Below are 22871 nucleotides of genomic sequence, written 5' to 3'. Positions count from 1 at the left end.
AAAGGAGGACTCTTAACACGACATAAAGACTATCACGTGTTAAAACAACTAAAAAAAAAGCTTTACAATATTTTAGCACTATCTTTAGCATTACAAACATTTGTAGCACCTATCCATTCATTCGCGGAAAGCATAGAGAAAACTGCGGAATTTTCTACGGATGAGCAAGCTTTAAAAAGCATTGAAGAACATGCAAAACAGCATAAACATGACGAAGAAAACGCCCTTGAAATCTCAGGTGAATATCTTCTCCACTTATCAACAAAACTTCCACTATACGATTCAAATGACTTAAAAACGAAAACAAATATTGAAATTGCTGAGGCAGCCGCATTTTTAAATCGAATGCTTAAAGTTATTGAAGCTTAAACAAAGAAAAACGTAGCCAAAAGCTACGTTTTTCCTTTATCGTTTCGGTGTATTTTTATGATTCTTCAAAAACGGAAGCGGGAATTGCTTGCGGAAATGCTCTTTAATCATATACTCTACGCCGTTCTCACTATTTGAACGTGTAATCCAGTCGGCCGCTTGTTTTACCTCTACAGGCGCGTTCCCCATCGCTACCCCGAGACCCACATTTTCAATAACCTCTAAATCTTCCATGCTATCTCCAATGGCAACCATTTCGTTTAGCGAAATATTTAAATGCTCTCCAAGCAATTGTAATCCACGTAATTTTGATACATTTTGTGGCAAAATTTCTATTCGTTTTGAATCACACTCAACATACTCTACATCTTGAAACGCTTTTCTTAATGTATTCAGTCCTCTTTCTTTTTCACCTTTCGTTTGGAAAAGAACATCAATTTTTGGCGCCGCGACTGGATGATCACGAAGCGCATCACCTAACGAATCTACAAATTGAACTGGATAAAATAACGGATCAGCACTTGATAACACAGTACGCGCAATTAAGTTTGGTGTATTTCTCTCACGATTTCCGATTGAAAACCGTTCATGAGAAATGCGGACGTTACAATCAAAGTGCTCTAACACTTGCACAATGTTAAACGTCTTCTCTTCTGATAATCTTCTTTGAACGTACGGTTTATCTAACGTTGCTGAAACGAAAGCACCGCCATGTGTCACTAATATAGAATCTAATTTTAACGCCTTTGCTACTTTATGAGCGGACTGAAAATTCCGGCTCGTAAATAATGTAACGTATACGTCTTTTCTTTTTACAAATTCAATTGTTTCTCTTAATCCTTTTGCAATTTTTCCGTTGTTGTATAGTAGTGTCCCATCTATGTTAAGAGCTAGTAAGCGATAAATCATGTCGCACTCCCCCTCTTCGCTGTTGTACTCTATCCATAATTTATGAAATAAATGTAGCAAATAGAACGAGTTAGAATTACTACTGAAAATTTGGTTTACTATATACATATACACTTAGTAAAGGAGATAGTACAATGCAAGCACCACCTTCCTTTTATGAAGGCGATACGTTAGAAGTGGCAAAAAAATTACTCGGACAAAAACTTGTTCATATTGTAGACGGAATAAAGCGAAGCGGAATCATTGTTGAAGTAGAGGCATATAAAGGTCCCGATGATAAGGCCGCACATAGTTACGGCGGCAGACGGACGGATCGTACGGAGGTTATGTTTGGTGCACCAGGACATGCTTACGTATATTTAATTTACGGTATGTATCATTGTTTTAATATCATTACAGCACCAGTTGGTACCCCGCAAGGAGTGCTCATTCGAGCCCTGGAACCGGTAGACGGGATTGAAGAAATAAAACTAGCGCGCTACAACAAAACCGACATTACAAAGGCGCAGTATAAAAATTTAACGAACGGACCTGGCAAACTATGCCGTGCACTCGGAATTACTTTAGAAGAACGAGGCGTCTCATTACAAAGTGACACATTACATATTGAACTCGTCCGAGAAGAAGAACACATATCATCACAATATAAAATAACAGCCGGACCTCGTATTAACATTGACTATGCAGAAGAAGCTGTACATTATCCGTGGCGTTTTTATTATGAAGGGCATCCATTTGTTTCAAAGAAATAAACATATGTAAAGGGAGAGACTATGAGGGGCAAACCTGAACTAAAAATAGAATCAGAAAAAGTATATAAAACGAAGATAAACCCAAATGGAATGTTTGTAGCAAGAATACTACAAATTCCAAAAGAAGAAGATAAACTAGACTTTGTTCTTATTTTGCAAAATAGAAAAACGAAAAATATTATTTATAACAAAATTTTAGTAACAACAGACAACGATTATTATTCTTTCCGACTCGCTCGTGGGAATATTAAATGGCCCTCCTTATATACTGTTACAGTATGGGATGGACTTGGGCATCAATTAGTAGAAGTATCAGCCTTAACTGGTAAAGAGAACTATTCTATTTCTGATGAGCATTGTTCCGCATATCGGGAGTAACCCAAAATAAAAGAGAAGCCGAATTCGGCTTCTCTTTTTACTCCGCACCTTCCGCAGTCGCAATATTATCCTCTAAGTTTTCTCTCGATAATTCAGCCGCCATAAAATCAGCTGTTTCTGGAAGTGCTAAATGCATATGAGCTTTTTGACAAATTTGGATCGTACAGTTTTCAACAACATAGTCGAAAACATGTCCGCCTCCGCTTCTTTCATCATCAATATAATGTAAATGGAAACCAGCTACACCAATGCCTTGCGCATAATCTGGTGTCCAAAATCCAGCAAGCGTACCTTCTGTATTTTTAAAGGAAAAGATTGGTTGTGATTTCGTCACTTCAACGAGCGGTGTATACGGTTTTTCTTGTTTTGGAACCGTTCTCGTTCTTACTTCGCGGAATGTACCATCCATTCGAATACCGTAAAATAAGTTTTTACTCGGCATTAATTCATGTAATAATGCTTCTACTTCTTCACGATTCATCGGACGCTCTATCGTATAACTCATTTCTTTTTCAAAAAACGTTACAGTCGCAAACGGTGTTGTTTCTTCTGGCTCTACTTTTTCTGCTGAACCGTCTGAACGTAAATGATAAAATTCGTTATCAAACGCAATCATTTCACCATCTAATTGATCAAATGTGCCGATGCCGAAATCACCACGTTCTTTTAGTTCCTCAAAGCTAATCACACCATCATATATACCATCTAATAGCGCAAGCATTGTAGATGTTTGATATACTTCGTTACTCATTTTCGTTCTTTTTGCATCAATATCGATTAATTGCGCAACCGTCATCTCAAATCTGCCTCCATTAGTTTAATTGATTTGGTAATAATTTTTCGCTTAATTTAATGTTATCACGGTAATCGATTGGAATATCAATAATGACAGGGCCGTCTGCTGCTAGTGCTTCTTTTAATACACCTTCTAATTCATCAGGCGTGTTAACACGAAGACCTAACGCCCCGAAACTTTCCGCATATTTCACAAGATCAACATCGCCAAACTCTGTAGCGGATGTTCTGCCGTATTTCATCATTTGTTGGAATGCAACCATATCATATGTGCCGTCTCTCCAAACAAGATGGACGATTGGAGAATTTAAACGTACCGCCGTTTCTAACTCCATCGCTGAGAATAAGAAACCACCGTCACCTGATACGGAAACTACTTTTTTACCTGGTTCTACTAAAGTAGCTGCAATTGCCCAAGGAAGTGCAACACCTAACGTCTGCATACCGTTACTAAATAATAATCTACGTGGTTCATAAGAACGGAAACATCTCGCCATCCAAATAGAATGGGAACCGATGTCACATGTAACGGTTGTGTCGTCACTAATTAAAGAACGAAGTGTACGAATGACTTGAAGTGGATGCGTAACACCTTCTGAAGGACGATTTGGAATTTCTGCTTGTTCTGATAATTTCTCGCGTAATTGTTCTAACACCGCTTCTGATTTCGTACTTAATACAAGTTTCGGTAATTTCTCCGCGATGCTATTTACAGTTAAAGCGATATCACCAATTAATTCACGCTCTGGTTGGTAATCATGGTCGATATCTGCTTGATGGTCATCAAGATGAATAATCGTTCTGTCTCCAAGTTTATTCCAGAATTTCGGATCATACTCAATTGGGTCATAACCGATAGAAATAACAAGGTCTGCTTCTTCTAGTAAAATATCACCTGGTTGGTTACGGAATAGTCCAACGCGGCCGAAGAAATGATCTTCTAACTCACGTGAAATCGCACCAGCTGCTTGATATGTTTCAACGACAGGAAGTTCTGTATCCGCAATTAATTCACGAACGGCTTTCGTCACTTCATTTGTGCTTGCTCTCATACCGAGTAAAATAACCGGTAATTTCGCTGCTTTTATTTTTTCTACTACGTATGTAATATCATGTGTGGGAGCGATTCCAAGCTGTGGCTTAGAAAGCGCACCGATAGACTCTACAGTCGTTTCCGCAGTCATAACGTCTTGCGGCAGACTGACTAAAGTAGCACCTGGATTTGTAGAAGTCGCACTTCGGAATGCATTTGATAATGCTTCTGGCACATTATCAGGATGCTCTACTTCTACGCTATATTTTGTGATTGGTTCGAATAGTGCAGCATTATCCATAGATTGGTGCGTACGTTTTAATCGATCTGTACGCGGAACTGCACCAGCTAAAGCAACAACGGGATCACTCTCCGCATTCGCAGTAACAAGACCTGTCGCTAAATTTGATGTCCCTGGTCCTGAAGTTACAAGACATACGCCCGGTTTTCCTGTTAATCTACCAATCGCAGCTGCCATAAATGCTGCATTTTGTTCATGACGACAAACAATTAACTCTGGTCCTCTTTCTTGCAGTACATCAAATACAGAGTCAATCTTTGCTCCTGGAATACCGAAAACATGTGTAACACCTTGTTTAATTAAACAATCAACAACAAGATCTGCTCCTTTTGTTTTTGTCTTCACGTCGTTTGCTTTTACACCTGTACTCAAAACTAATCATTCCTTTATTTCATAATGTGTGTAATAAAGACTTTAAACTTCACCTAGTTAATTAATGTTGTGAAGTATTGTTTATCATTATATTACAAATGCATTATTTTTCCAACGATATGAATTTGACAGTTTTATGACACTCATTAGGGAATGCGCTTACAACCCTTTATTTATCCTAAAATAATATTTTTATATTTCCTCGAAAAAATCTAAAAAACTTCCATCTCATTACAGTATTTTAAAAATAACAGTACCTTGCAAAGAATAATACTAAATGATATATTTGTAAATAATGGAATACCCATTAATTGGAATGACATTCGTAGTTAGTATATCCCCCTCTCAAAAAAGAGCGGATTCTCAGCTATAATTCATTATTTTATAAAGGGAAGTGATTACAATGAACAAAAGTGAATTTTTAAGCCAACTTAGTTCCTCCCTACGGAATATACCTAATTCAGAAAAGGAGGATATCATTTCAGAGTACGAAACTCATTTTATTAGTGGTAAACAGGATGGAATATGCGAAGAAGAAATTTCTAAAAAACTAGGAAACCCTAAAGCTATTGCTAAAGAACTTAATGTTTCCTATGCAATAAGCAATGCTGACAAGAAACGAAGCTTCAAAAATATGATAACTGCACTATTTTCTGTTATGAGCTTAAGTGTTTTAAACTTTGCCTTTATCTTTATCGCCTTTTTCGTACTACTCTTTTTATTACCTTTTCTTCTAGCACTTATCATTGCCACTCCAGTATTAATCATTTCACCTATTTTATTAATAGGATTAGGATTCTTTAAAGGGTTTCATCAAATTAGTTACTCCGATGTTTACAATGTGTTCATCGCTTTTTGCAGCGGTTTACTCATATCCGTCATAAGTTATCAAATGATCAAACATCTATATGCACTTTTAGTAAAGTATTTGAAATGGAATATAGTTATTTTACAAAGACACTAATGCAAAAGGAGATTAAGATGAAAAAGTATATGTTATACCCACTCATGTCACTTACAATTTTATTGCTACCAGCTTGTTCACATGATACACAATCTAATAAATTAGACGATGTACAATCTATTAAAGATGTTACAGTTAAAATTCCAGAAACGATATTCACTTCCTCAAAGAAAAATGAAATGATTAATGAAGACGAGATGAAACAAAATATAAAAACTTATTTAGATTACAGCGGGGAGTTATACGAAAACATCGTTCCACTTTCGTCAGCCATGTCTGACGAGAAGGTTACTGAATCCGACCGAGAGAAATTACAAAAACTAATAGATTTAGCTCAACAAAACGATGCGAACTTCCATCATTTTATTAGTAACAATACGATTCCTGCTGATTACAAACAGCCTTCGAAGGAAATTCATGATTACATTTCATCGTCTACGGCACTTTCAGTAGAACTAGAGCAAGAATTAGACAAACTTGCTGAAGATGGCAACTTGTTCAAGACTGATTTTTCTTTTACAAAACGCTTTGAGAAAGTGAATGGTAGGAAGCAAAAAGAAATTGAAAAGTTTTTGAAGAAGAAGGAGATTGAGACGGAGTATTTCCACAAATAACAAACAAAAAAGACGCCCATCCAAGGGGCGTCTTCTCTCATTACGCTTGTTGTTGCGCGCTATATAACTCTTCAAGTGGCTTCATGATAATTTTGTTAACGTCGCCGATTACAACGTTTAGGCGTTGCTCAGTTTCCATTAACTTTGTGATTTTAGCATCTTGTTGAATGCGAGCTACAACTTCTTGTGCTTGTTGGTTGTCTTCTTCAGTGATTTCTTGGCCTTGCATCATTTTTTGTTGTAGGCTAAGTTGCATTGTACGGAACTCATCGAATAAGTTCTTTGAAGCAGCATCAGCTTGAACTGCTGCGTAGCTCTCTTTTAACGTTTTGAAGTCATCGTTTTCAGCGATTGCTTTTTGTAATTCATATGCTACATCATGAATGTTTTTTGTCATTTTATTTTTCCTCCTTTAGAAGGCTAGCGCTTATCATACGCACTGCCTTTTACGTGCATTTACATACGCACCTCTTCTTACCATATCAAACTATGCAAGAGATGTGAAGAAATTTCACTTTTATTTGTATGTACATATCTTATTATTTAAGAAACAACAGTAATAATCCTTGCACAATTCCAATCATACCGCCTAATAAGGCACCTAAATACGTAATCATTTTTAGTTCATTTTTTGTAATGGACAGCACTAAATCTTCTAGTCTCTCCGTTGAAAATGTAGACACTTCTTGCTGGACAATTTCCGCAAGATGTAGATTGTTTAGAATGCTATCTACGTTTTCCGTCCCCCACTTCAAGCCTTTCGTTACTGCACTCGGGACTACCTTTTCTATCATTGTTTCTCGAACCGGTTCACATACTTGCTGCACAGATTGATTTAAAAACTCACTCACTGTTTCCTCAACTTTAACTGCAGACAATATGGAGCTTACAATCATTTCTTTTTCTACAAACGTTTCTACTTCTTTTACATCTCTTCCTTTTAACTTTTCCCACTCTTTTTGCAGTACATCAGTTAAAAGCTGCTTTGTGCCATCTTGCCCTAAAAACTTAATGACTTCTGGCTGCACACGATCCACTACACTTACATTCCCTAAAAACATTCCGACTAAATTAAGCAATGTCCCGCGAGAAGCAAAGAAATCATCAATCATTTTTGAAAGACGTGTTTTCCCTTCTTCACTCTCAAAAAACTGAGTTGCTCGCCCTAAAATAAATGCCGAAACATTTGGAATCGCATTCTCTATTTTCTCATGAACAGAATGAGGTAAAGCTTGTTCCCATGTATATGTATAGTACTCTTCTAAAAATACCTCAATCTTTTCTGTAATCACATGTTCAATTTTCTCGGTTGCCTCTTTTTCTACATGCGCTACATTCCATTGTTCTAACATGTGTCGCAGTGAATGTTCATTCGTCATTACTTTATCCACTTCTACTTGTGCCCAGTGGATTAAACCTTTTTGAAACTCTTCATTCGTTAACTTCTTTCCGATTCCTTCCGGCGTTAACAAATGCTCTACAACCATTTTCCCTAATTGAACTGCAAGCTCATCGCGGCGCTTCGGAATTAAACCTGGTGTAAATGGAACTTGAAATTTCCCAATATAAATAGGACGGTGAGGACGAAATAACATTTTTATCGCTAAATGATTTGTAAATCCTCCAATAATTGCTCCGAGCCCTGTCGTCGTTAACATACTTAACCATATATTCATTACAATCAACCTTTCGCTTCTCCAAAACTATAGCATATCATCATACGGACAAAAGTATAATGGTATAAAAACGTATTTGCAATATATAGCTTCGCCTATTATGTCAACATTTTGTTAGTAAAGGAGTGATTTCGTTGGTTCTCGGTATTTTAACTTCTCAGCCTCATTATGAGCAAACGTATTACACCGAAATCGCTAAACGCGCTCGGCTTTATCATAATGTCGTTGCACAGTTTACGCCATTTTGTATTGATCCTAAAACAGATCTTATTTCTGGTCTGATTTATGATACAGATACAGGAAAATGGAAAGAGCAAACATTCCCTATTCCTTCTTATATATATGATCGTTCTTCTTTTAACGAGGAAACGGACTTCGACAAGGCAAAATCAATTATTCACTCACTACACAACCGTCCTTCCACTACCTTTTTAAATAACACACTCATTGACTTAAGCGAACTACATGATGTATTTCTCACGAATAAAAAATTATCACCTTATATACCAAAATTTGAAATAGCAACGATACACAACGTTTTCAAACTGTTATTAAAAACAAAAGATATTATTATACGTCCTACTAACGCACATTCCAATGAAAGTCTGTACCGGATCGTTTATAAAAATAAAACATTTCATATTGCTACGATAAATGATGCCTATCATATTTCTACTCCCATTAAACGGACCGATGAATTTATTTCTTGGTACAAATCTAATATACGATCAGCACGTTACATCACCCATACAATGCTGCAACCACCAAATCAATTAACATACCCGCTCCATATTCGGACCATTTTACAAAAAAATAAAGAACAGAAGTGGAACGTTATCGGTCAGTTTATACAAAAAAGTTCATTTCCGAATCAACTTTTACTTTCGGTAACCGATGATTCCTCTCTGCACGCATTTTCAAAAATTAAATACGTACTATCTAGTACCGGTGTACAATTATTACAGGACGCTTTACAAGACATTATAAATGAAGTATTTCAAACACTAGATCAATCTTATTCTTCGTTATTCGAGCTAGAGCTTTCCACTATTATGGATCAAAAAGGGGCAATTTGGCTTATGTATGTCAACACGATTCCCCCGTACGAACATTACATCCGCCATAGTGATTCATTAGCCGAAAAAATATATCACGGACCATTACAATTTAGTCGCTTTACACCATAAAGAAAGGGGGTAAGTCTATTTTGAAAGAGCACATATATACATTAAATATTTCAGATGAGCATCCAAATAGTATTACTTTACCTTATATTTTTTCCATCACACCACCAATTACATCCCTTTCCTTCGGCCTACGCCATGTTGCAAGTGAAGAGGTAAAAATTCATTATTCCTTTACTCGCGAAATCATTATTGGAAAACAAATTGCAGAGAAACTTTTACTTCCTCATTCCACTACTATCCATGCATTCACACAAAACCAAACGATTATTTTCGGACCATTAATCGGGATTTTCACAACTGGTTTTAACGATGGCGCTTCTAATCCTTTAGGGAACCGTTCAATTTCTCTTGGCGAGTTACTAACGCCACCATTCACCTTACGACCATTTGTATTCGTTTTTGGTGTGCAACATATAGACTGGGAAGACGAAACAATTGAAGGGTATTTCTTTCAAGAGGAAAAGTGGATAAAGAAAAAAGTCCCTTTACCGAATGTCATTTACGATCGATTACCAAATCGGAAAGCCGAAAGTTATAAACCGATTGTAAGAGCAAAAAGAAAGTTAGAGCATGACTATGCGATTCCATGGTTTAATCCAGGTTTTTTTAATAAATGGGAAGTGCATCAACTTCTTATGAAAGATGAATCCATTATGCCGTTATTACCAAACACAGAAACATTTCAGCACTTCGAACAAGTGGAACGATTTCTCGGAACGTATAAATCCATTTACATGAAACCGATTCATGGTAGCTTCGGTAGAAACATTCATCAAATATTTTATTCCCAAACAGAGAATTGCTACTACTGTCGTTATCGCGAAAATGAAGAAAATAAACTAAGAAAGTACCAATCATTAGAAACGCTTCTGAACCATGTGTTAAAAGGACATGATTTAAAAAAGTTTATCGTACAACAAGGTATTTCCTTACTTCGCTTCGATGGGCAACCTGTTGATTTCCGCATTCATACAAATAAAAATCATTTCGGCCAATGGATGGTCAGTGCAATCGTCGCAAAAATTGCTGGCAAAGGTAGCTTAACAACGCATGTAAATAGTGGTGGCGATACGAAATTGTTGCAAGAACTTTTTCCAGATTCAACGAAACAAGTTCAAATTGAAAATAAGTTAAAACATACCGCCTTACAAATTAGTTATGCGCTCGATGAACAAGTAACCGGAAATATTGGAGAAATCGGTTTTGATATCGGTTTAGACACGCAGGAAAACCCGTGGCTCTTTGAAGCAAACTCTAAACCAGGGCGAACTGTATTCCAAGATGCCAAGTTAAAAGAACAGAGTGAACTAACGCGCCAATTATTTTACGAATATGCCATCTACTTAACTGAACATTCTTTGCGCGATACAAAAGAAAAAATGTCTCAAATAAAATCAGAGACTTCCTCAAACAACGAGCATATCCCGTCCCCTATGATTCACTCACAAATACAAAAACAAAAACTTCCACCTCATTCATAAGGTGGAAGTTTTCTATTTACACAAGTTTTACGACAACCTCTGTTTCCACGTTACATACTCCGCAATAAAAAATATGATTGCAATATTCATTTGAATTATTATGTGTTAATCCATCTACTGCACTCAATAATTCTTGGTCCATATACGCACTATAATCGTCTATGTAATCTACAGCCTTCCCATAATCTTGGAGTATACTTTGGCAATTTTGACAAGAATATGTTTGTGATTCTAATGCGTTACAAAGCGGACAAATTCCCATCACGATTCCTCCATATAATTGTATCTAGCTACGTATAGGAGCAGCTTGCCCCATTCTTACTTACATTCTCCTCAAAATAGCAGGATACAAAAAGAAAAATATATTTCATATCGCTCTTAGTTTTACCTTCTTTCTAAAAAATAAAACGATTACTCTTATTTCATAATTTACGAAATCACTAAGATTTTTTTACAAAATTTACAAATTATTATTTCGTATATCTTTCTAGGTAACATCCATACTATGAGTACAAACTTAATTACCGATGGATTAGCGCCAAACGGGGCGATAATCTGGTTCAACTCCAGCTAGTCCAACCAAAAAAATTTTTATAACTCTAAGGAGGATATATTCCTATGGCAAACCAAAATTCTTCAAATCAATTAGTAGTACCAGGAGCAACAGCTGCAATCGACCAAATGAAGTACGAAATCGCTCAAGAATTTGGTGTACAATTAGGAGCAGATTCTACGGCTCGTGCTAACGGTTCTGTTGGTGGCGAAATTACAAAACGTCTAGTTGCAATGGCTGAGCAAAGCCTTGGCGGATTCCACAAATAAATATATATGGCAAAAAGGTCTCAAGGCATATGCCTTGAGACCTTCCTTAATTTATTGCAACATTTGTAAAAACTTCTTCGTACGTTCTTCTTTTGGATTTGTAAATACTTCTTCTGGTGTACCTTGTTCGACAACGACACCGCCATCCATGAAAATAACGCGGTTCGCAATTTGATGTGCAAAACGCATTTCGTGCGTCACAATGACCATCGTCATACCTTCTTTAGCAAGTTCTTTCATTACTTTCAGAACTTCTTGAACGAGTTCAGGATCAAGTGCTGACGTCGGCTCATCAAATAGTAACACTTCCGGCTCCATCGCAAGCGCGCGAGCAATTCCAACGCGCTGTTGTTGTCCGCCTGATAGTTGGAACGGATATAAGTCTACTTTATCCGCAAGACCAACTTTTTCAAGGAAATAGTTTGCTTTTTTCTTCGCTTCTTCTTTCCCCATCTTTTTCACTGTAACGAGCCCTTCCATTACATTTTGAAGTGCTGTTAAATGCGGGAATAGATTATGGTGCTGGAATACCATACCTGTTTGCGTACGAAGATTGACAATATCTTTCTTCGTTACTTTTTGAGAGAAGTTAAGCTCTTTATTACCGATACGAATATGACCAGCGTTTGGCGTTTCTAACACGTTAAGACAACGTAAGAATGTCGTTTTACCAGATCCAGACGGCCCGATAATAACAACAACTTCGCCCTTCTCAACTGTTAAATCTATATGCTTTAGTACGGTATTATCTCCGAAACTTTTTTGTAAGTGCTGAATTGAAATCATAAAAACAAAAACTCCTTTTGTAAAAGGATTATTTTAATGTGTAGCGTTCTGAACGCTTTTCTAACATCTGTTGTACGATTGATAATAAGAAACAAATAACCCAATAAATAAGACCTGCTTCGAAATAAACAATTAAAAATTCGTAGTTCATTGCCGCAATTTCCTGCGCCTTTCGGAACATTTCTGTTACTAAAATTAACGATGCTAATGAAGTATCCTTCACTAAGCTAATAAATGTATTCGAAAGCGGCGGGATTGATACGCGCGTTGCTTGCGGTAAAATAACACGTTTTAATGCTTGTGGGTACGTCATCCCAATTGTATAAGCAGCTTCCCACTGCCCTTTCGGAATCGAAAGGATAGAAGCACGAATAATTTCAGATGCATACGCACCAACATTTAATGAAAATCCAATAACTGCTGCTGTATATGGCTCAACCTCAACATTAAGAGTTGGAAGACCATAGAAAATAATAAATAACTGTACAAGAAGTGGCGTTCCGCGAATGATAGATACATAGATACGAGCAATCCATTGTAAAATACGACTACCTGAAATACGTGCAAGCGCCGTTAACGTCGCAAGTATAAGACCGATAATAAATGTAATAAGCGTTAATGGAATTGTCGTAAAAACAGCTTCCTTCAGCATAGGCATGAAGGAAGACTGCATAATATCCATCCAAGTAGACAATCGATCTGAAACCAATGCACTACTTAGATACATTTTCACCGAACCATTTTTTCGTTATTTTGTCATACGTACCATCTTTTTTCATATCTTCTAACGCTTTATCTACTTCTTGTACAAGCTTAGTGCTACCTTTACGGAATAAAAATCCACTTTCTGAAGCTTCTTTTTCTGTATCTACAATTTTAATTTTTGCATCTTTTTTCGTTTCTAAATAGTTTAACACTGATAATTTATCATTAATTGTAAAATCAACGCGTCCTGAAGCTAATAATTCTGCCGCTTGGCTAAATCCTTCTACACCAACGATTTCCGCACCATTTTTCTTAGCAATATCTGCATAGTTACTTGTTAAAGATTGTGCTCCTTTTAATCCTTTTACATCAGCAAATGTAGCAGGTTTATCTTTATCTTTTGCAATAACTAATGCCGCTGAAGATGAAACATACGGTTTAGAGAAGTCATATTTCTTTTGACGGTCTTCACGAATACCAACTTCGTTTGCAACCATATCGAAACGTTTTGCATCTAAACCAGCAAGTAAGCTATCCCATTGTGTTTCTTTAAATACAGGTTTTACTCCTAAACGTTTTGCAACTTCTTCTGCTAATTCAACGTCAAATCCAGTTAATTTATTACTTGAATCGTGGAACGTAAATGGTGGATATGTACCTTCTGTACCAATTACAAGTTCACCGCTTTGTTTAATCTTTTGTAACGCGTCTTGACTAGCTGTATCTTTTTTCTCTTCTTTACCGCAGCCCGCTACAATCCCGATTGCTAATGTAGTTACTGCAAGTACTGAAAATAATTTTTTCATGATGATAATCCTCCAAGTATTCTGATAGGAATTTAAAAACTATATTGATTGTATGCAATCTTGAACAATTTTTCAATGAAAATGTTCTTATTTAGTTTATCCTTTTTCTTCATAATCAAACAAAAGGGAAAAATAACGCCACATACAAAAAATAAGTAACATTTTTTAATATAGCATTTATTGTACGAAAGGTAAAATAATACTTCTTATTTAACTGCCCTGATTCATTAAAAAAAGAACTTGTGAAAATCACAAGTTCTCCGCCATACATATTAAGCGCTCTGGTTCCCTTCCATTTGCGTTTTGTACATATCATAATAACGCCCGCGCTTTTTCATTAGTTCATCATGAGAGCCTTTTTCTAAAATCGTCCCTCTATCAAGCACGATAATTTGATCTGCGCTTTTAATCGTTGAAAGTCGGTGAGCGATAATAAATGTCGTTCTTCCTTTCTTCACAACTTCTAACGCTTGTTGAATCATCGCTTCCGTCTCTGTATCAATACTAGACGTCGCTTCATCTAAAATTAAAATGGCTGGATCAAATGCAAGTGCTCTAGCAAACGATATAAGCTGACGTTCTCCGGTTGAAAGTGTACTTCCTTTCTCCGTAATTTCTTCATTTATATTGTTCGCAAATCTTTCAGCACCAACATCACGCAACGCTTTTACAATGCGCTCTTTTGAAATGTTTTCATTTTCTAAACTTACATTAGATGCTACTGTTCCCCTAAATAAAAACGGATCTTGCAGTACAATTCCCATATGTTCACGAGTTGCTTGTTTCGGCATCTCTTTTACATCATGACCATCAATCGTAAGCTTTCCTTTTTCAAACTCGTAAAACTGAAAAAGTACATTCATAATGGAACTTTTTCCTGATCCAGTATGACCGACAAGTGCTACCGTCTCGCCTTGTTTCGCTTCAAAAGAAATATTTTTTAACACTTCATCTTTTCCATTATAAGAAAACGACACATTATCAAACTTTACATTTCCTTGTAAGCGAGGCATACGTTCTTCTTCTACTGTTTCTCCTTTTTCCTCTAACAATTCAAAAACACGCTCTGATGCAACACGCGATTGTTCCAAGTTAGCAAGCTGATTCACCATATTTGTAATCGGTGAGAACAATCGTGTTAAATAATCAACGAACGCATACAGTATCCCTAGAGAAATGACGCCTGTAGCACTTAATGAAGCTCCACCGAAATACCAAATCACACCTGTGAAAGCGATATTTCTTAATACAGATACTAAATTATGAGAAGTTGCTGCATTTAAATTCAAAATTTTATTTTGATACTTAAAATAATCGCCATTTAATTCTTCAAACTCTTTTTTCGTTTCACGCTCTTGACGAAACGCTTGAATAATTGGCATTCCTTGAATGGATTCATTCACTGTTCCGTTAATATCAGATAAACGCGAACGCATTTTATGATTGTATACAGACGCATACTTTCTATAAAGAATGGCCCAAACGATTAAAATCGGGATAATGAGTAAACATAACGTCGCCAATTTTACATCAAGTAAAAATAGCGCGGCAAATATCCCAATAATATAGATGATACTTGAAACGAATGTCGCAAGTACCGTTACGTATAGATCACGAATGGCTTCTGTATCATTCGTTACACGCGATACAATTTTCCCTGCTGGTAAATGATCAAAATAACGAATCGGCAACGTTTGAATATGAGAAAAGACATCTTCCCTCATAATTTGAATAATTTTGTTCGCCGCCTTCTGTAAGAAAAACTGCTTTCCGTATGCAAACAAGGATACGACTACTAATAAAGCGAAGTATCCACCACCAAGTAATAATAGACGGTTTATTTCTGGTTTATAAAACGCAAACACTTCTTCTTTCGTCAATGCTTTCGCTTTATACACTTGCACCGCCTTACCGTTTTGAACGGTAATCATATCACCTTTTACAGTCCGTGACCCTTCCAGATTTACTTTATTCGGTACAAAGTAATATTGAAAACCGACCTGCATCACGCGTACTTCTTTTCCTTTTTTCTCACCTTCCTGGAAGCGATCGCTTCGCTTATAAAAGGCGCCATTATACGAAACAGCCTCTTCACTCTTTTCTGTTTCATACCAAGGCTTCTCTATTCCAACGATATGATCGTCAATCATCGTTTTCGCGACGAAAGGACCCGCAAGCTCTGCGATGACGAAAATAAATAACATTAGCATCGCTGCAAAAATCGTCCCTTTTACCTTCATCGCATATTGAAACAATCGTTTTGAAACGCTCATATTTTCACCCCACTATCCGCACTTTCACTTTCCCCTTGTTGTCTTTCAAACTGCTCAGCATACCAGCCTCCACTCTTAACAAGCTGATCATGTGTACCTTCTTCTATTACTTGCCCGTCATCCATAACGAGAATCCAATCCGCATGTTGAACTGCAGATAAACGATGCGTCGTAATAATCGTCGTCTTTCCGCTTCTTTCTGTTCTTATATTGTCAATGATCGCTGCTTCCGTACGAGCATCAACAGCCGATAAAGAATCGTCCAAAATTAAAATTTCTGGATTTTGAATGACAGCTCGCGCAATCGAGATCCTTTGTTTTTGTCCTCCTGATAAAGAAACACCTTTTTCTCCAACAAGCGTTTCTAACCCTTCTGGTAAAAACTCTAAATCCTTTTTAAACGCCGCGATTTCAATCGCTTTCTCGAGTTCTTCTTCCGTCGCTTCCCTATTTCCAAATAAAATATTTTCTCTCGCTGTTTTTGAGAATAAAATATGTTCCTGCGGTACATATCCAATCCAGCCGAGTACATTTTCATTTGTCATTTTATCTAACGTCACATCAGAGACTGCAATATCCCCCTCTCCAAGTGGATATTGACGAAGAAGCTGACGGACAAGCGTCGTCTTTCCGCTTCCTGTTTTCCCGACAACACCAAGCGTTTCTCCTTGTTTTAACGTAAACGAAACCTTCTTTAAATTTGTTTCAGTTGATGAAGGATATGAAAAGGTAACATCATCAAACTGAATATAATCCGGCTCTTGTACAACCTTTGGATGTTTCGGATCCTTTACATCTGGTTCATACGCTAACGTTTCATTTACACGGTCTAATGAAGCATTTCCTCTTTGCATAACATTGATTAATTCGCCAATTGCGAACATCGGCCAAATCATCATCCCTAAATACACGTTAAATGAAACGAGTTCCCCAAGCGTCACCTTTGATTGAAATACAAGATATGCACCGTACACTAAACCAATTAAATAACTAAGACCAACAAGCATTTTCACAGTTGGTTGGAATAGTGCATCGATTCTTGCTACCTTCATATTCTTTTCGTAGACGTCATCTCCTAAATGATGAAATCTTTCTTGATCTGCATTTTCTTGTACGTATGCACGAATCACGCGCACACCAGCTATTGACTCAAGTACTTTATCGTTCATATCACCAAACGCATCTTGCGCAACTGTAAATCTTTCATGCAATTTCTTTCCATATATATTCATCGCATACGCCATAATCGGAAGCGGTATAAGTGCCGCAAATGTAAGCTCCCAACTAATTGTAAATCCCATCATAAAGACAATCGTAAGCATATATAAACTCGAATCTACGAGCGTTAATATACCGAAACCAGCTGTCATAGCGATTGCCTTTAAATCATTTGTCGCTCTCGCCATTAAATCGCCAGTACGATTTTTTTGATAAAAAGTCGGCGTCATCTTAAGTAAATGCCCCATGAATTTAGAGCGCATCGTTTTCTCAAGTACGAATGCACCGCCAAACAATTGATGTTGCCAAACGAAAGTGAGACCATATCCAACGATCGTGACCCCTATTAAAATAAGAATAGACTGCATAATAGCTTCGTTTGATAACGTTCCTGTTTTTATATTATCAATCGTAACCCCGAGTACTTTCGGAGGAATAACTTCAACTATATTTACAATTAAAAGTGCACCAATGGCGATACTATATCTCTTCCAATGTTCTTTAAAAAACCATCTTAACTTTAGTAATACTGAAAACAATATAACCTCTCCCTTCTCATTCTCGTTTACCTCTCGTTTCTTTATCCACTATCCAGACCCATCACATTTACATTTCGTAACCCATACAATCTCATCACATTTTTCCACCTTCCAAAATTTTATTTAGTAACATGGAAAATAAACAAAAAAAAGCATACCGTCGCTTGACGATATGCACAAAAATGCATAAAAAGCGTACGTTACGATATACGCAACGTACGCTTTTTATAAGACAAAGATGCCCTATATATCCGTACGGGTTGCGTAATGATATGAATGTTTTCTGCCGTTTAACAGAGCTAAGCCCATTACATTTACGATTACAATCATTACGCACACCCCCTTCATTTATTTTCCATTTATAATCTTACAACTTTATTGAGTATTCTGTCAATTGTTTTTTTACAGACTGAACGAAAATATACGCTACATCATTTTGAAATAAGGGAATATTCTGCAAGAAAGGGCATACAAAATAAAAAAGGAATAAGAAATCGTTTTCACAAACATTTCATTTGAAAAATGTTATCAAACCCCCTACAATCACCTTATACTCACTCTTACAAGTTGCTATTTTAGGAGGACTAATCATGACAACTAGCAATACGTACAAATTTTATTTAAACGGAGAATGGAGAGAAAGCTCTTCAGGAGAAACAATTGAAATTCCATCTCCATACTTACACGAAGTAATTGGACAAGTACAAGCAATTACTCGCGGAGAAGTAGATGAAGCAATTGCATCTGCAAAAGAAGCTCAAAAATCATGGGCAGAAGCTTCTCTACAAGATCGCGCAAAATATTTATATAAATGGGCTGATGAGCTCGTAAATATGCAAGATGAAATTGCCGATATCATTATGAAAGAAGTCGGTAAAGGATATAAAGATGCGAAGAAAGAAGTTGTTCGTACAGCTGACTTCATTCGTTACACAATCGAAGAAGCTTTACATATGCACGGAGAAAGCATGATGGGCGATAGCTTCCCGGGCGGTACAAAATCTAAACTTGCGATTATCCAACGTGCACCACTTGGTGTTGTATTAGCAATCGCACCGTTTAACTACCCAGTAAACTTATCTGCTGCAAAACTTGCACCAGCATTAATTATGGGTAACGCTGTTATTTTCAAACCGGCAACTCAAGGTGCAATTAGCGGTATTAAAATGGTGGAAGCACTTCATAAAGCTGGTCTTCCAAAAGGTCTTGTGAACGTAGCGACAGGACGCGGTTCTGTAATTGGTGACTACTTAGTAGAACACGAAGGCATCAATATGGTATCGTTCACAGGTGGTACAAACACAGGTAAACATTTAGCGAAAAAAGCTGCAATGATTCCACTTGTATTAGAACTTGGTGGTAAAGACCCTGGTATCGTTCGTGAAGATGCTGACTTACAAGATGCTGCAAACCATATCGTAAGCGGTGCATTCTCTTACTCTGGTCAACGTTGTACAGCTATTAAGCGTGTACTTGTACACGAAAACGTAGCGGACGAGCTTGTTAGCTTATTACAAGAGCAAGTAGCTAAACTATCAGTTGGATCTCCAGAACAAGACAGCACAATCGTTCCATTAATCGACGACAAATCTGCTGATTTCGTTCAAGGTTTAGTTGACGACGCTGTAGAAAAGGGTGCAACGATCGTTATCGGTAACAAACGTGAGCGTAACTTAATTTACCCAACATTAATCGACCACGTAACAGAAGACATGAAAGTTGCTTGGGAAGAGCCATTCGGCCCAATCCTTCCAATCATCCGTGTTTCTTCAGATGAACAAGCAATTGCAATTGCTAACAAATCAGAGTTCGGTCTGCAAGCAAGTGTCTTCACTAAAGACATTAACAAAGCATTTGCAATTGCTAACAAAATCGAAACTGGTTCTGTTCAAATTAACGGACGCACAGAGCGCGGCCCTGACCACTTCCCATTCATCGGTGTAAAAGGTTCAGGTATGGGCGCACAAGGTATTCGTAAGAGCCTTGAGTCTATGACACGTGAAAAAGTAACTGTATTAAACTTAGTTTAATCTTATATGTAGAAGCTGATCTTAAATTAGATCAGCTTCTTTTTATACAATTTAGTTCACGAGTTGTTTTTCCATAGGTAAATTCACACATTTTACAGAAATTTGATACCCTAGCCATCTCTCAGCAATATGTTCAAATGATGAAACAGAGCCTGTTGTAAAAAATTGATGCTCCGGATTCAAATTGTCAGATAGAATTCCTTTGTGCTGCAAAATTGTGCTTAACTCTATCGCTGTTTCTTCTGCAGAACTAATAATCGTTACATTCTCTCCTAGTTCCTTTTTAATATAGGACTCTAAAAGTGGATAATGCGTACATCCGAGAATTAGCGTATCTATATCTTCTTTCGTTAATGGCAGTAAAGCTTGCTTCACTTGCTCGGTTACATATGCTGTATCTTCTAATTGATTTTCTACAACTGTAGCTAAAGTCGGACAAGCATGACTATGCACTTTCAAATATGTATCAAGCTCATGCAATGCTTTTTCGTACATATTAGATTTTATCGTACCTACAGTTCCAATTACTCCGATTTTCCCTTTCTTCGTCACTTTAATTGCCGCTCTTGCTCCTGGATGTATAACGCCAATAACTGGAATAGAAAGCGCTTCTTGCAGCGCAGTCAATGCAGCAGCTGCAGCAGTATTACATGCTACAACTAGAGCTTTTAACGGAAACTGTTTGAGGAACTCAACCATTTCAAATACGAAAGATTGTACCTCTTCTACACTTCTTGGCCCATACGGACAACGCTCATTATCACCAATATAATAAATGCTCTCTTTAGGCAATTGTCTTATAATTTCGCTCGCAACTGTTAATCCCCCAACTCCCGAATCTAACACACCTATTACTGAATGTTTATGACATACAGACATATACTTCATCCCCTTTTCAATCATCTAGCGCCAATAACATTTATTATATTATGAAAATTCAATATCACATAATAATCCCTCTTACTTTTAATCACAAACTCTTCTCTATAATCTGATTATTACTATATCCATTGACGTATAAAAATTCATTTGTTACTCTTAAATACGTTAAATTAATATTTAAATCCTCATTCGTATCTCGGTGAGGTAGAGGTTGCAGTCATTAAGAGTATCATTTCAGGAGATGTAGTGGCATTGATGAACGAATGAAAAAGGAATGATTGCCGAAGTAAGCCCGTGTCCACCATGCACGCTTGCTGGGTCTGCTATTTAATAAGTGCAGAACTGTCACAAACGTTTCGTTTGTGGAGAGCTATCGAGAGGTATGTCGTGGGTTTCTTATAAGATAGAAAGCATGTAGCGGCAAATTACGTGCTTTTTTTGTTTTGTTTGGGACTTCTCTTCCTGGCTCAGGAAGACATACATATCTCCTCGCTTGACTTGGTTATACTAACTTTGGAGGTATTTTCTATGCAACAAAAAAAATGGGGCTTTTGGGTACTAACAGCTTTCGTTGTCGGTAACATGGTTGGTGCTGGTATTTTCATGGTGCCAAGTACGTTGGCACAAACAGCAAGCCCTCTCGGTGTCACTTTAGCTTGGTTAACAACAGGGTTTGGTGTTTTAATGCTAGCTCTTGTTTTCGGTAATTTAGCAATTCGTCGTCCTGATTTAACGACAGGACCACAAAGTCATGCATATGCTTTATTCTCAACACCAAAAAAGAAAAAAATGGCTGGTTTCAGTATGGTATGGGGATATTGGGTTGCAAACTGGGCAAGTAACGTTGCCATCATTACATCATTTGCGGGATATTTATCACTCTTCTTCCCGATTATGAAAGATACACGACTACTATTTTCAATCGGTTCTTTTAATGTAGAAGTCGGAAAACTAATTACATTTACGATTTGTTCCATCTTACTCTGGGGAACTCATATTATATTAACAAACGGTGTAAGCGGAGCTGGAAAGCTAAACTTCTTAGCAACAACAACGAAAGTAACTGGATTCCTATTATTCATCGTCGTTACGTTATTTGCATTCGAAGCTTCTAAGTTTGGACAATGGTACACACCGATGATCGATAAATCAGGTGTATCACATGGCCTTCTTTCACAAGTAAACTTAGCTGCTCTTACGACGCTTTGGGCATTTATCGGAATTGAATCAGCGGTTCTTTTATCAAACCGTGCCGTTTCTCCAAAAACAGTAAAACGCGCAACAGTTGCGGGATTACTTATTACAGTTGCGATTTACTTAGGAATTACAATTTTAACAATGGGTGTACTTCACATTGATAAATTACAAACTTCTGAACGTCCTTTAGCAGACGCACTAAATGCTGCAATGGGTCATGGCGGCGGGAAACTGATGGCATTACTTGCTCTTACTTCCCTATTCGGTTCCATCTTAGGCTGGATTTTATTAAGCTCAGAAGTACCGTATCAAGCAGCAAAAGAAGGTTTCTTCCCTTCCTTCTTCACAAAAACAAACAAAAAAGGAAGTCCAATTTATTCATTACGATTAACAAACATTATGTCGCAAGTGTTCTTATTCTCAACATTATCAGGAACAATTGCGGAAGCTTATACATTCGTTATTACCGTATCAACACTGGCCTACCTCATTCCATATCTCGTTTCACCAATCTTCCAGTTAAAACTAGTCGCAACTGGTGAAACGTATAAAAATGAAACGCGGGCAAGAATTACAGATGGCATAGTCGCAGTGATTGCACTTTGCTACGCACTATGGGTTATTAAAACCGGTGCAGCCGATATAAAAACATTCCTTCTCGGAATTGGTTTATTCGTAATCGGTTTTGCCTTCTATCCATTAATGAATCGTGATCAGAAAAAAAATAACGAAAAGAAAAACGGGCAAGTTGCATAACGCAATTTGCTCGTTTTTTCTTTTGT

21 protein-coding genes, 1 pseudogene and 1 riboswitch are annotated in these 22871 nt (G+C 37.1%); of the genes and pseudogenes, 10 read left to right on the top strand and 12 right to left on the bottom strand.

The window, feature by feature from the left end:
• Positions 1-36: 36 nt before the first annotated feature.
• Positions 37-324: pseudogene (locus MKY00_RS04600) on the top strand (hypothetical protein); the annotation flags it as partial.
• An 81-nt stretch (positions 325-405) separates the two neighbouring features.
• Here the strand turns inward: MKY00_RS04600 and MKY00_RS04595 are convergent.
• Entirely contained in the window at positions 406-1278 is an 873-nt protein-coding gene (locus MKY00_RS04595) for a Cof-type HAD-IIB family hydrolase (protein WP_016716586.1), read from the bottom strand.
• A gap of 134 nt (positions 1279-1412) precedes the next feature.
• On the opposite strand from MKY00_RS04595, the gene MKY00_RS04590 reads away from it, so the two are divergent.
• Both MKY00_RS04590 and MKY00_RS04585 read left to right on the top strand, forming a co-directional pair.
• On the top strand, positions 1413-2030 hold the full coding sequence (locus tag MKY00_RS04590; RefSeq protein ID WP_016716585.1) for a DNA-3-methyladenine glycosylase: 618 nt from the start codon (positions 1413-1415) through the stop codon (positions 2028-2030).
• A gap of 21 nt (positions 2031-2051) precedes the next feature.
• Entirely contained in the window at positions 2052-2408 is a 357-nt protein-coding gene (locus MKY00_RS04585; protein ID WP_016716584.1) for a hypothetical protein, read from the top strand.
• 37 nt (positions 2409-2445) lie between these two features.
• On the opposite strand, the gene alsD is transcribed toward MKY00_RS04585, so the two are convergent.
• Together alsD and alsS are read right to left on the bottom strand one after the other, a co-directional pair.
• The gene (gene alsD, locus MKY00_RS04580; RefSeq protein WP_016716583.1) at positions 2446-3204 is read right to left on the bottom strand and encodes an alpha-acetolactate decarboxylase; all 759 of its coding nucleotides are present in this window, start codon (positions 3202-3204) and stop codon (positions 2446-2448) included.
• Between the two features lie 16 nt (positions 3205-3220).
• Positions 3221-4909, bottom strand: a complete 1689-nt coding sequence (alsS, locus tag MKY00_RS04575) for an acetolactate synthase AlsS (protein WP_016716582.1) — start codon at positions 4907-4909, stop codon at positions 3221-3223.
• A gap of 403 nt (positions 4910-5312) precedes the next feature.
• On the opposite strand from alsS, the gene MKY00_RS04570 reads away from it, so the two are divergent.
• Together MKY00_RS04570 and MKY00_RS04565 are read left to right on the top strand one after the other, a co-directional pair.
• On the top strand, positions 5313-5873 hold the full coding sequence (locus MKY00_RS04570) for an HAAS signaling domain-containing protein (RefSeq protein WP_016716581.1): 561 nt from the start codon (positions 5313-5315) through the stop codon (positions 5871-5873).
• 17 nt (positions 5874-5890) lie between these two features.
• The gene (locus MKY00_RS04565) at positions 5891-6487 is read left to right on the top strand and encodes an NDxxF motif lipoprotein (protein WP_016716580.1); all 597 of its coding nucleotides are present in this window, start codon (positions 5891-5893) and stop codon (positions 6485-6487) included.
• Positions 6488-6527: 40 nt separating this feature from the next.
• On the opposite strand, the gene MKY00_RS04560 is transcribed toward MKY00_RS04565, so the two are convergent.
• A complete protein-coding gene (locus MKY00_RS04560; protein WP_000164605.1) occupies positions 6528-6884 on the bottom strand; it encodes a YlbF/YmcA family competence regulator in 357 nt (118 codons plus the stop codon).
• A 142-nt stretch (positions 6885-7026) separates the two neighbouring features.
• Positions 7027-8163 carry a DUF445 domain-containing protein gene (locus tag MKY00_RS04555; RefSeq protein ID WP_141114889.1) on the bottom strand — a complete coding sequence of 379 codons (1137 nt, stop codon included), beginning with the start codon at positions 8161-8163 and terminating at the stop codon, positions 7027-7029.
• Between the two features lie 134 nt (positions 8164-8297).
• Between MKY00_RS04555 and MKY00_RS04550 the strand changes: the two genes are divergently transcribed.
• Both MKY00_RS04550 and MKY00_RS04545 read left to right on the top strand, forming a co-directional pair.
• Positions 8298-9350, top strand: a complete 1053-nt coding sequence (locus tag MKY00_RS04550) for a YheC/YheD family protein (RefSeq protein ID WP_016716578.1) — start codon at positions 8298-8300, stop codon at positions 9348-9350.
• A 20-nt stretch (positions 9351-9370) separates the two neighbouring features.
• A complete protein-coding gene (locus MKY00_RS04545; RefSeq protein ID WP_016716577.1) occupies positions 9371-10831 on the top strand; it encodes a YheC/YheD family endospore coat-associated protein in 1461 nt (486 codons plus the stop codon).
• Positions 10832-10847: 16 nt separating this feature from the next.
• Here MKY00_RS04545 and MKY00_RS04540 read toward each other — a convergent pair whose 3' ends face one another.
• On the bottom strand, positions 10848-11093 hold the full coding sequence (locus MKY00_RS04540) for a hypothetical protein (RefSeq protein WP_000510468.1): 246 nt from the start codon (positions 11091-11093) through the stop codon (positions 10848-10850).
• 356 nt (positions 11094-11449) lie between these two features.
• Here MKY00_RS04540 and sasP point away from each other — a divergent pair, with 356 nt between their 5' ends.
• The gene (sasP, locus tag MKY00_RS04535; protein ID WP_000013338.1) at positions 11450-11653 is read left to right on the top strand and encodes a small acid-soluble spore protein, SasP family; all 204 of its coding nucleotides are present in this window, start codon (positions 11450-11452) and stop codon (positions 11651-11653) included.
• A gap of 51 nt (positions 11654-11704) precedes the next feature.
• On the opposite strand, the gene MKY00_RS04530 is transcribed toward sasP, so the two are convergent.
• The 5 genes from MKY00_RS04530 to MKY00_RS04510 all read right to left on the bottom strand — a co-directional run bounded on the left by MKY00_RS04530 (position 11705) and on the right by MKY00_RS04510 (position 17980).
• Complete coding sequence (locus MKY00_RS04530) at positions 11705-12439, bottom strand: amino acid ABC transporter ATP-binding protein (protein WP_000623602.1); 735 nt, start codon at positions 12437-12439, stop codon at positions 11705-11707.
• Between the two features lie 28 nt (positions 12440-12467).
• Entirely contained in the window at positions 12468-13166 is a 699-nt protein-coding gene (locus MKY00_RS04525) for an amino acid ABC transporter permease (RefSeq protein ID WP_016716575.1), read from the bottom strand.
• The gene (locus MKY00_RS04520) at positions 13153-13950 is read right to left on the bottom strand and encodes an amino acid ABC transporter substrate-binding protein (protein ID WP_000732846.1); all 798 of its coding nucleotides are present in this window, start codon (positions 13948-13950) and stop codon (positions 13153-13155) included. The genes MKY00_RS04525 and MKY00_RS04520 overlap by 14 nt, the downstream gene beginning before the upstream one ends.
• A gap of 272 nt (positions 13951-14222) precedes the next feature.
• Positions 14223-16223 carry an ABC transporter ATP-binding protein gene (locus tag MKY00_RS04515; protein WP_016716574.1) on the bottom strand — a complete coding sequence of 667 codons (2001 nt, stop codon included), beginning with the start codon at positions 16221-16223 and terminating at the stop codon, positions 14223-14225.
• Entirely contained in the window at positions 16220-17980 is a 1761-nt protein-coding gene (locus tag MKY00_RS04510) for an ABC transporter ATP-binding protein (protein ID WP_016716573.1), read from the bottom strand. Before MKY00_RS04510 ends, MKY00_RS04515 begins: the two co-directional genes overlap by 4 nt.
• A 590-nt stretch (positions 17981-18570) precedes the next feature.
• Here MKY00_RS04510 and gapN point away from each other — a divergent pair.
• Positions 18571-20010 (top strand): NADP-dependent glyceraldehyde-3-phosphate dehydrogenase, encoded by a 1440-nt coding sequence (gene gapN / locus MKY00_RS04505; protein WP_016716572.1) that lies wholly within the window; start codon positions 18571-18573, stop codon positions 20008-20010.
• 51 nt (positions 20011-20061) lie between these two features.
• On the opposite strand, the gene racE is transcribed toward gapN, so the two are convergent.
• Complete coding sequence (gene racE / locus MKY00_RS04500) at positions 20062-20889, bottom strand: glutamate racemase (RefSeq protein ID WP_016716571.1); 828 nt, start codon at positions 20887-20889, stop codon at positions 20062-20064.
• A 200-nt stretch (positions 20890-21089) separates the two neighbouring features.
• Positions 21090-21273: riboswitch (Lysine riboswitch) on the top strand.
• A 147-nt stretch (positions 21274-21420) separates the two neighbouring features.
• Here racE and MKY00_RS04495 point away from each other — a divergent pair.
• Positions 21421-22845, top strand: a complete 1425-nt coding sequence (locus tag MKY00_RS04495) for an amino acid permease (RefSeq protein ID WP_016716570.1) — start codon at positions 21421-21423, stop codon at positions 22843-22845.
• Positions 22846-22871 lie beyond the last annotated feature (26 nt).

The organism is Bacillus sp. FSL R9-9834 (assembly GCF_038006905.1).
In the GTDB taxonomy this organism is placed as follows: domain Bacteria; phylum Bacillota; class Bacilli; order Bacillales; family Bacillaceae_G; genus Bacillus_A; species Bacillus_A pacificus.
Note: the sequence above shows the minus strand (reverse complement) of the source record. Positions and strands in the feature narration are given on the sequence as shown.